The following is a 9,660-nucleotide window of genomic DNA, read 5'->3' on the forward strand; positions in this document are numbered from 1 at the left end:
AAAACAATTTTAAACTGTTGATTTTCAAATAATTAAACCCTTAACTTAATGACATTGTGCGCTCGGTATGACAAGAGAATTACTTAGAATTAAATAATGTGCGTTCGGAACTTACTTTGTTTTGATCGAGAAGTTTTTCAATATCCTTGTATGGATAATAGATTATTCCGCCGATCTTGGTGTAGGATAAGGTTTTGTTAATGCGTAAGGTTTGGAGTGTTCCTGGAGAAATATTGAGTAGCTTTCTAACTTCTGAGGATTTAAGCCATTGTTTGGTTTGCTCTGTTTTGTTTTGAAAGATTTCTCTAATGTCGTCTAGTAGTAACGTGCGGAAATCATTTAGGTCTTGTTTAGTGAGGATTTCAATTGCCATAATTTATGTTTTACATTGTTATGGCACAAAATTGTATGTTTTGAGAATATTTATTTCACAAGTCAATCACAAGTTGTGAAAGAAAAAGAGGCAATTAATTTCTAATTGCCTGTATTTGCTGATTTCTTTAGTTTATAAATGAAGTATGTAGGTGAAATTCCGTTTCGTTCTTTGAATGCACGAGTGAAGTTTTGGGTGGAACCGAAACCAGCTTCTTCACCCAAAGCTTTGTGGGTGTAGTTTCGGTATTTAGTTTCTTTTTTTAGAATTTCGATTATGTAATTTATTTTCAAATCGGTTATGTAGTCAATAGTCCCTTTTCCTCTGTGTTTGGCAATAATCTTTGTAACATATTTTGTATTGGTATTTAGGAATACAGCCATTTTTGAAAGCGTCATGTCTTTCTCTAAATATTTTTTACTCTGCTCGAATTTCTCCAACTTCTTTAAAATAGCAGTTTCAATATCTGGGCTTATTTCTTGACTATTTTGTTTGTCGGTGTTTTCAGAACTAATGGGTTCAGTAGTGTCGTTCTTTATTATTTCCTCAAAAGTCGATGGTTCAATACAGGTTTCAGTAATTGCAGGCTTAGAAGTATCACGTTTCATTATTTCATCGAAAAGCCGTTTGTTTTTGAAGTGCTTGTATATTAAAAATGCAATAATAGAAATCAGTATGCTGATGATACCAAAAGCTACAAAAGTTCTAAATGTCATTGCATTTTCAATCTCCTGTTTGGATTTTAATAATTCTTTAGTGTCGTATTCTTTGACTACTTTTTTTAGTAGGTATTTGTAATTTTGCCCAAGAATATTATCAACTTTTAATAATTGATCAATGTAGTAAAGTTGGGATTTTGTATTTCCTTTTCGTTTGTAATAATCGATAAGCTTTTCATAGCCTTCGCGCAAGTCTGGACGGATGTATTTTTCTTTTTTGAATATATCCTCTACTTTTTTAAAATAGATTATCGCTTTATCCTTTTGATTTAAAGCCCAAAATGATTTTCCGATGTAGAAATATGCCACTGATGCGTTTGCAAAATCTTTCTTGCTTTGTATTGTTGGTAGAACTGAAGTTAATTTAGAAATAGCTTCCTTGTATTTTTTTAAACCACAAAGATTTACACCTTCAGAATGGATGAAATACGGTTGCATTTCTAGGTTGTTCAATCTTTTTCCTTCGTCAATTCCGGTTTGATTTGTAACAGTACACCATGCATAATTTCCAATTCGATTGTAACACAAACCCAATGAATGTAATGAGTTGAGGTATGCTCTGTCATTTTCTTCCTTGAAATAATCAATACATTCTCTGAATAAACTAATGGCTTCATCATAGAAACCAAGATAGGATTTTGTTTGTGCAATGCCGTATTTTAGTTTATAGATTGAATATTCATCGTTTGTTTTAGAAATATAACTATCTGCAATTATAAAATTATCTAATGCCTTGTTATGCTCTTTTTTACCATAGTAAACTGTTGCCTTAGTGAGATAGGCATTGCCAATTATTAAGTTATCTTTTGTGTTCATGGCAACACTAATTATGCTATCCGCATAATTCAAATGATACTTTTTATCTACTAGATACATTATCGTTTTGTATGCTAAAGTAACTTGCTCAAAGTCGTTCAGCTCTTTAGCTTTTTCTAACCATGCTTTCGCATACCTATTTGATTTGACAGTATCATTCCCATATCGGACAGCTGCTTGACTTAAATAATCATAACTTTTGGAAGATAGACTATCTGAATTTTTACCATAGTTGTTTTGCGCATTTATAAAATGCGAGATTAGTAGTACTAAAAATAGTAAGCGTTTTTTTGTAATCATTATAAGGATTTGGAACTTAAACAATTAAAAACTGCAAAAGAATTATAGGTAATGTGGATTTTTTAGCGAATAAATGTAAAAAAAATAATTAAAAATGACGATAGATGAAGTGACAAATTGAGAATGGACTTTATGAAATGTAATGTATTGAAGTGTTGTGTTTTACTATTTGTTTTTGAGTGTTTCATTCCCGAATGACACATTTTACATTCGGGAATGACCTACCAGTTGGCTTGTGAGATGGGAAATGGGCAGTTAGTTTTGCCTTGAATTCAAACGGTTTTGTTATGAGCAAAATCAAATCCTAGTTCAATTATCCCGGGCTAAATGAACTGATGAAAAAAAAGTAATCAGTAACATTCTAACACATTAAATCACATGAAAAATATACACTCATGCACACTAATTATTGCCTTTATTGTTATGATGAGTACAGGACTTGTATCTTGTAGCTCTGATAATGACACTACGAATTCTGAAAATGCCAATGCTATTTCCGCTAAACTTGTTACGACTTTGCCTGGAAATGATGCCAATCCTTATGACGAAGTGGGATGGCTTTATAATGAATTGTTTGATACGTATTACACCAATGCAAATTTGGGTGGTACTGTTCCTCAAATTATAACTAAAGTGCAAACCATAGCCGATGCTAGTGCAAGCTTTAATTCGATTAAAGGTTCACCTTATCATAACGTTTCAAGTACTAGAGTTCATTATTTACTTGAACATCCAACCAATTGTGTCAATGATGTTATCTCCGCTTCGAGTATGTCAACAACAGGCAAATCGAGTTTAACAAATTTTATCAATTCATTTATTATTTTTCTTGAGAATGAGAATGATTGTGATGTGATTTATGATAAGGTTGTTTCCTACGAGAATGGCGTATTGCTTAACTCTTCATTAACTGAGAACGATAAGCGCATTATTTTTACAACTACTTCGGTAGCTAGACATTCTGCTTACAGAGCTAGAAAAAAGCCAAAAAAGAATACTGATCCCGATTGGACTGTACTTATTGGAAATATTATTGCATCTACTGAAGGTGCTGAATATGGTTCGGCTGAAGCTGCTACGATGGCACTTGTTACTGGGATTGCGCAGAATGATTGAGAAGAAAATAGAGAATAGAAAATAGAGAATAGAATATAGAAAATAGAGAATAGATGAGATTGCTTCGCAAGCTCGCAATGACGGTATTCTAATGACTAAGTATGGGTTGTCAATTAATGGCAACCCATATTAGTTTTCGTCTGCATCGTCCATGCGAAGTATTAGTTTTTCTTTTAGTGTGTTTATGAATTTGGTTCTTTCTGATTTTCTTGCTCGAATTTCTAAAAAGGCGCGGTTGAATTGTCCTAAATCGATGTTGAATGTTGTTTCAAAAAAAGTGGCTACTTCTTTTAGTTCGGATGTGCCGTTATTGAAAACGCCTTCGGTGTGAAGCGCATAAATTAATTCAATCAATCCTACTTTTGAGCCGGTCCATTTTTGAGTTTTAGTGTTTGCGTTAACGACAATGCTTTCTTCTTTTTGTTCTAGTTTTGAAATTTCATTTTCGATGTAGCTTTTTAGCTTTTCGTTTGCTATAATTTTGGCTACTTTATAATCGTGTGATGTTGAGAAACGATTGTCTGCTTGAAAGTAAAAGCTATCCAATGTGTGCCTCAAATCGTGTTTTCCTCGGAGAAAATATTTATGGTCTAGACTTTTATTGTCTGTTTTGTAGTATTTGTAGAACTCTTTATTTTCATTATAAAATGCTTGCAGTTTGAATAATTCGAGATTGTAGTATTTTCGAATTGCTTTTTTGGAACCGAATGGTTTGTTGGTTTCGATGTTGTATATTTTGTTGTAATAAATGAGTTTGGCCGCAAATTGTGGTTTGGTATCGCGAAAGAAACTGATTTCTTCTGATTTGTTTGTAAACGTATGCTTTAGGAATTTTGTTTTTAGATTTTCAAAAATTGGAATTAATGTTTTAATTGCTAATTCTGCATATTGAACAGGATTGTCTGTTTTGGAGTGAATGTTTTGTAGTTGTTTGTCTAGTTCAGATAATAGATGTTCGGAAAACAATTTCATACGCTACTGTTTTAGTTTGATTGAAAGCAAATCTATTGGAGTAGTGGTATTGTTGCAAGTGGATTGGTGTTGTATTCCCGAATGGAATAGGTTTAATTCCCGAATTGAATATTGTTATTTAACTTCGCTTTGCTCGTTTTTTTGGAACACAGATGACACAGATTTAACGGATTTACACAGATTTTTTCTCGCTTTGCTCGTGGTTTTTTTTACCATGTAAGGAATTTAAGGTCATTTAAGAACTCGCTTTGCTCGTTGATTTGGGACGCGGATTATCGCCGATTTATTTGTAGTGGCTGGATTAATGATTGAAATGAATAGTATCATTCTCGAATTGCATAGTTTTTTTTACAGTTATGTGGTAATTGTAAGTTCTATTTGCCACAAGAGTGTGGTGAGATTTAAAACTTTTATTATGAGCCACATTCTATTTTCTATCGCGTTGTATTTGGTTTTTATTTTTCTGTTTTTTAGAGAAATGTATTTGGACCACAAACGGTATCTTGAAGCTGACCGATTGGGTGATGAACATATTTTGAGAGAGGTTGAGTTGTTTTTAAAGAAAGTTAATTGCAAAGAATAAAATTACAGTACAACAATTTCTTATCGTTTATTAGGCAGAAGTTTCTCTATCCACTTTCCAATCTACTTTTTTTAATCTTTCCTTTACGGTATTTAAAGTTGTCAGGATTTGTTCTTCGGTTGGAAGTTCGCCATAGACTAATTCGTTGAATGTTGTATTGTAGGTAGTTCGCAATTGATTCCAAGTGTTTTCAATGTCGGCATAAATCATGGCTGTTGCTGGATGATTGTCGAGCCAACCGTTATTATTCTTAAAACTTATTACATCATCATTAGCGACGATTAGCAATAAATTATCAAATTCACTTGATTGGAAAAAAGCGTTAATTTCTTCTTTTTCTAACAATTTGTGTATGTCGTAAATATGTCTGATTTTGTTATTTAAATCGGTTATTGGATCTTCGGTAAATGAAAAGCGCATCAAGCTCATTATTTTTTCGCAAAGTGTGCGTTCTAAACTTAATACAAGGACATCGAATGGATTTAAATGGTATTGGTTTATCAATTCTTCTTGGTTGTTTTCTTTCATCATTTCTGTGACAAAGGAAGTGACTGTTGCATTAGTATAGGGTTCGAAGCTTCCTAACCAAGTAGATTCTACAATGATTATATCACGAACTTGTCCAAATTGCCCTTCAAAGGTTTTAGTATAGCTGTGTGCTGTTTTTCGAATCATTCCCATTTTATTTGTAATTCCTTCTACTTCAATTTCGGGTAAAATTTCCGCCACTACATTTGAAATTTTCTTGATTTTTGTTTTTAACTGATTTCCAGTTTCTGCCTCATTTCGGAGAATGACCATATCAATATCTTCTGAAAATCGTTCGATTATGTTGTAGCATTTTGATAATGCTGTTCCGCCTTTAAAGACCGCTTCTTTTCCTATATCTGAGGTGAAAATTCGGTTTAATGCTAGTGTAACCCAGTAATCTTTTTCGACATAAATTTCCTTAATTCCTTTTTGCTGTGCTGTTGCCAGAATCGCATCATTATATAGCTCTTTGTTTTCGTGTAGTGTCATATTATGTTCCAGTTTTTGGCATTGGGTAAAATATCTTCAGTAATTTTATATTCATATTGCGAAAGTGGGTTTAGACTTTCTTTTAAAGGTTTTGTTTCGTTGGTTACTCCAAAATTTTCAATTATTGCGCCTAAAATTGCACGAACTCTTGGTGGGTATTTTAAGGCAAATTTTACTAGCAAATTTTTATCTTTTTCATTCCATTTCTTCATTTCATTTGCTAAAAGTAGTACTCCTGATCTTTTATTCATATCTGGAATTTGCTTAAAATCTTTTAGTGCGTCTAAAATTTCTAATATGTAGTAGTTTTTATCAGAAACATCGATGTAACTTTTTACAGGTTTTCCCTTTATATTTCCGATGGAAGCAAAAATTCGTTTGTCGCGGCTTGCAATTTTAATGACTTTAGGTACTTGTGTTGTCAAACCCAAACGATTGTATAAACTTAGTCCGGTTATGTATGCAATTCTTTTATCGTTTTCGAATAGATAGTTTTTTAAAAGTTCTTCTTCTTTTGGTTTTAATTCGCCAAAAACGGTTTGCTTTGGTTTGTAAAACACTCCAGTAGATGCACGTTTGAGCATTCCTTTTTTTATCAAACGCTCTAATGTTTTAGCTGTGGCGGCATATTCATCAGATTTAACAGCAAGTGTCTGATAGGTGAATGTAGTGCCTATTGGTAGCTTTTTTACTTTGTTTTCTATTTTACTTGAAATTGTCATACCTCGTAATTGTTTTACAAAGATATATTATTTTTTTAATTTGTCAAGTAAATGAAGCAATATACTTGACAAAATATTTTATTTAGCTTTGTTAAACATTGTATTGGTTTACTTTGGAAACTTGACTTTCTCGAAAAAAAAGACTAACTTTACTGCACTTTATTAAAGTAATAAAGTGCACGCGCGATAGCACGGTTGTAAAACAACCGTGCTATCGGTTTTTAATGTAATTGATTAAACTAGCTCTATATTTCCTTTTATCAGTGTATTAGGAATGCTTTGAAGAGTGTTTTTAATTCTTCTTGTTTTACTATTGATAACTGATTTTATAGAATAGTAAATGCAAAGAATAGCCAATAAGCTCATTAAACAAGGTATAAGCTTTGCCCATTTGAAGCCAGAATTTATCCAGCTGATTACAGCAACACAAAAAGATACTATTGCCATTATCAGTAAAGCTGATAAAACTACTACAGTAGCTATGAAAAATTTAAAATCTAATTGAATCCCTGAAAGTGGATTTATAATTATTAATTTTTGTAAAATTGGTAGAAAAAAGATAAAAGTTGTGAAGAGTAATTTTTGTTTCATGGCGTTTAGAAATTGATTAATTATTTGTTCTTATCTAAATATTTCTTCATAATCCAGCCAGTTTCCATTAGATTATCACTTGGGTTGATATAGCTAACAAAAGCCCATTTATGATTAATTTGTAAAACAATTACATCAAAATCTTTTGGGAGTTGTGTTATGACAATCGTTTTAGTTTTTGGTTTTAACATTACTTTTGAAACACGATTTGTGGTTCTGTACTCCTTCATTTCTTTGAGTTTTATTTCTATCGATTTCTGTATTTTTTGCTCGAATTTTAATAAGTCATCACTTGTAATAGATTCTGTCTTAGGTCTTACAAAATCATAATATTGATGTATGTTCATTAAATTTACCATAACGGAAATAAATAATAATGCATTCACCCCAAATTTTTTGTTCTTATTGTAGAATGATATAATCCTTTCTATTAGTTGTTCAAATCTTATACTTTCTTCCTCAGTTAAAGTAATATCCGATGTGAAATTATTTGTTATTTCAAGTGCTTGTTCATTAATGTCTTCAAACTCGTCTAATAAGTTCCACTGATTGTTTTTAGCTGCTATTGCTGCAATTTGTCCCGATATTCCACTCATCGCAAATTGCAAACTATTAATTTGTGCCAAATAAGGTTTGTTACTTTCCAAAATTGAAGTAATTCCTTTTAAATTTCCAAATATGCTTTCATGCATTTGACTAATTCCTTTAATGACATCCAATGTGGGTTGTGGAATTTGAAATAATTTTGTCTGCATTGCTACAGTTTTTGAAAGCGCATCAAGACCTGAAATATCCTTTGGGAAATAATTATGTTGCTGTGCAATGACTTTAGAAACTGCGTCGCTCATAGTTATTGCACTTAATTTATCTTGCCATTGCTCATGTGAATTCATCATTTTCATCATCGAGTTACTAATCCCCAACTGATTATTGATTTTTTGAGCAAAATTTGTGCTTTTTATTATAGCATCTAGTGAGTTTATCATAATTTATACTTTTATAAAATAGTTAATTCTCAATTTTATTTTCTTCTTCTATTTGTGGAAAAAAATACATTTGAAACCAACCATTAAGCCGTTTAATTCCAATTAAGCCAACATTAGTTTCCCAACTTCTTCCTGTCCAATCTTTACCTTCTTTTATTTCTCCCACTTCATAATATGATTTACCGTTCTTATCTATTCCCAATTTATCAGAAAACATTTTTACAGTAGCTTCAATTTCCTCTTGAGCAATCATATAATTGTATGAAGGACTTTCTTTTCCTAGTATAAACATAGCATCATTTATTTCAGGTCTGGGTATTGTGATTTTATTGAAAAAATTAAAAAAGTATTGACTTGTAAAATTTACCCAACCAAAACTATCTCCATTTTCATAACGTTGCTCTTGAAAATTTTCTCCTTTCTTCATTACTTCGATTACATTTCGAAAATGATCGTCAAAACTATCTACATTTAAAAATGAATTGAAGTATTCAATAAATTCATTTGGTTTCAATACTTGTGTGTAAACACCTAATTTTTGATATACCGCTTTAGTTTTTTGATAATTTTTATCATCATTAGTAACATAAAATTCACACATAGATGCAAATGCTGCGTGTGAGGCATCCTCTGTCGTGTTTTTAAATGTATTTTTCTCCTTATTGGTTACTTTTACTTTATCAGCTTTATAACCGTGCATATCTAACATTACATATTCATTGGTTATATTATTAAACCATTCAGGTGCATTTTTAGATTTATTGAAGTATTTATTAGGTTCAAAACTTTCTATTCCTGTCTTTTTATAAGCATTTTCTATAACATCAAAAGGATTTTTGTCTATGTTAAAATGACCACTATTGACACCAATTTTTTGTACAATACTTCTCAAGTCTTTGTAACCTTCTTTTTCATTAAGATTGTGATACATTTTACCGAAACTTTTAAAAAAACCATTCATTGTCGGGTCTTCTTTTAGTCCCGGAAACATCTGTTCTAACATTGCAGAACTTTCAGGATTTTCAAATGCTTCTTTAAAAGCATTTTCTAATGGTATTGATGCGATTATATTCTTTAAAGAATTAATCAAACTACTCATAACTTCATCACCCTCTGCTGATTTAAATAGATTGTCTAGGCTGAAATCTTCAAAAACAGGAGCTTCTCTTATCCTATCATCAAGTAGTTCTCCGGGTTCATATTTACTTAAAACAATTTTTTCAGAGTTATTTACTAAACATAAATTATCTGTTAGATGTGTTAAAAAATCTAAATCTTCTCGAACTAATTTTTGTTCTTCTTCACTATGATTTTTAATACTGCTAAATATATCTCCAATGTGAGAAGTCGAATATATTAGAAGAAATTTTTCCTTATTTACAATTATGTTATTTAGTTCAGGAAAATGATTGTTTTTCATTCCTGACATAACATTCCAATCTAAATATACTTTAATCATAAC

10 protein-coding genes are annotated in these 9,660 nt (G+C 31.3%); 2 read left to right on the top strand and 8 right to left on the bottom strand.

From position 1 onward, the window contains the following. Positions 1–79: 79 nt before the first annotated feature. Together IAI56_RS14345 and IAI56_RS14350 are read right to left on the bottom strand one after the other, a co-directional pair. Positions 80–373: a helix-turn-helix domain-containing protein gene (locus IAI56_RS14345; RefSeq protein WP_026704825.1), complete on the bottom strand. Its 294-nt coding sequence runs from the start codon at positions 371–373 to the stop codon at positions 80–82. A gap of 101 nt (positions 374–474) precedes the next feature. Next, complete coding sequence (locus IAI56_RS14350; RefSeq protein WP_187658520.1) at positions 475–2,208, bottom strand: AraC family transcriptional regulator; 1,734 nt, start codon at positions 2,206–2,208, stop codon at positions 475–477. A gap of 378 nt (positions 2,209–2,586) precedes the next feature. On the opposite strand from IAI56_RS14350, the gene IAI56_RS14355 reads away from it, so the two are divergent. Continuing rightward, positions 2,587–3,324 (top strand): hypothetical protein, encoded by a 738-nt coding sequence (locus tag IAI56_RS14355; RefSeq protein WP_187658521.1) that lies wholly within the window; start codon positions 2,587–2,589, stop codon positions 3,322–3,324. A 129-nt stretch (positions 3,325–3,453) separates the two neighbouring features. Here IAI56_RS14355 and IAI56_RS14360 read toward each other — a convergent pair whose 3' ends face one another. Beyond that, positions 3,454–4,296, bottom strand: a complete 843-nt coding sequence (locus tag IAI56_RS14360) for an RteC domain-containing protein (RefSeq protein WP_187658522.1) — start codon at positions 4,294–4,296, stop codon at positions 3,454–3,456. Positions 4,297–4,711: 415 nt separating this feature from the next. On the opposite strand from IAI56_RS14360, the gene IAI56_RS14365 reads away from it, so the two are divergent. After that, entirely contained in the window at positions 4,712–4,879 is a 168-nt protein-coding gene (locus IAI56_RS14365) for a hypothetical protein (protein ID WP_187658523.1), read from the top strand. A gap of 30 nt (positions 4,880–4,909) precedes the next feature. Here the strand turns inward: IAI56_RS14365 and IAI56_RS14370 are convergent, their stop codons facing one another. The 5 genes from IAI56_RS14370 to IAI56_RS14390 form a co-directional block, all read right to left on the bottom strand. Beyond that, complete coding sequence (locus IAI56_RS14370; RefSeq protein ID WP_187658524.1) at positions 4,910–5,899, bottom strand: nucleotidyl transferase AbiEii/AbiGii toxin family protein; 990 nt, start codon at positions 5,897–5,899, stop codon at positions 4,910–4,912. Next, a complete protein-coding gene (locus tag IAI56_RS14375) occupies positions 5,896–6,621 on the bottom strand; it encodes a DUF6088 family protein (RefSeq protein ID WP_187658525.1) in 726 nt (241 codons plus the stop codon). Before IAI56_RS14375 ends, IAI56_RS14370 begins: the two co-directional genes overlap by 4 nt. A 234-nt stretch (positions 6,622–6,855) precedes the next feature. Beyond that, complete coding sequence (locus IAI56_RS14380) at positions 6,856–7,212, bottom strand: hypothetical protein (protein ID WP_187658526.1); 357 nt, start codon at positions 7,210–7,212, stop codon at positions 6,856–6,858. 20 nt (positions 7,213–7,232) lie between these two features. Then, the gene (locus IAI56_RS14385) at positions 7,233–8,198 is read right to left on the bottom strand and encodes a hypothetical protein (protein WP_187658527.1); all 966 of its coding nucleotides are present in this window, start codon (positions 8,196–8,198) and stop codon (positions 7,233–7,235) included. 22 nt (positions 8,199–8,220) lie between these two features. Further along, on the bottom strand, positions 8,221–9,660 hold a 1,440-nt coding region (locus IAI56_RS14390), incomplete at its 5' end, for a hypothetical protein (RefSeq protein ID WP_222941024.1).

The sequence above is a fragment of the Flavobacterium macrobrachii genome, from assembly GCF_014486675.1.
In the GTDB taxonomy this organism is placed as follows: domain Bacteria; phylum Bacteroidota; class Bacteroidia; order Flavobacteriales; family Flavobacteriaceae; genus Flavobacterium; species Flavobacterium macrobrachii.

Coding starts and splice junctions, on each gene's coding strand:
- IAI56_RS14345 (WP_026704825.1), bottom strand. CDS start 373: ATGGCAATTGAAATCCTCACTAAACAAGACCTAAATGATTTCCGCACG.
- IAI56_RS14350 (WP_187658520.1), bottom strand. CDS start 2,208: ATGATTACAAAAAAACGCTTACTATTTTTAGTACTACTAATCTCGCAT.
- IAI56_RS14355 (WP_187658521.1), top strand. CDS start 2,587: ATGAAAAATATACACTCATGCACACTAATTATTGCCTTTATTGTTATG.
- IAI56_RS14360 (WP_187658522.1), bottom strand. CDS start 4,296: ATGAAATTGTTTTCCGAACATCTATTATCTGAACTAGACAAACAACTA.
- IAI56_RS14365 (WP_187658523.1), top strand. CDS start 4,712: ATGAGCCACATTCTATTTTCTATCGCGTTGTATTTGGTTTTTATTTTT.
- IAI56_RS14370 (WP_187658524.1), bottom strand. CDS start 5,899: ATGACACTACACGAAAACAAAGAGCTATATAATGATGCGATTCTGGCA.
- IAI56_RS14375 (WP_187658525.1), bottom strand. CDS start 6,621: ATGACAATTTCAAGTAAAATAGAAAACAAAGTAAAAAAGCTACCAATA.
- IAI56_RS14380 (WP_187658526.1), bottom strand. CDS start 7,212: ATGAAACAAAAATTACTCTTCACAACTTTTATCTTTTTTCTACCAATT.
- IAI56_RS14385 (WP_187658527.1), bottom strand. CDS start 8,198: ATGATAAACTCACTAGATGCTATAATAAAAAGCACAAATTTTGCTCAA.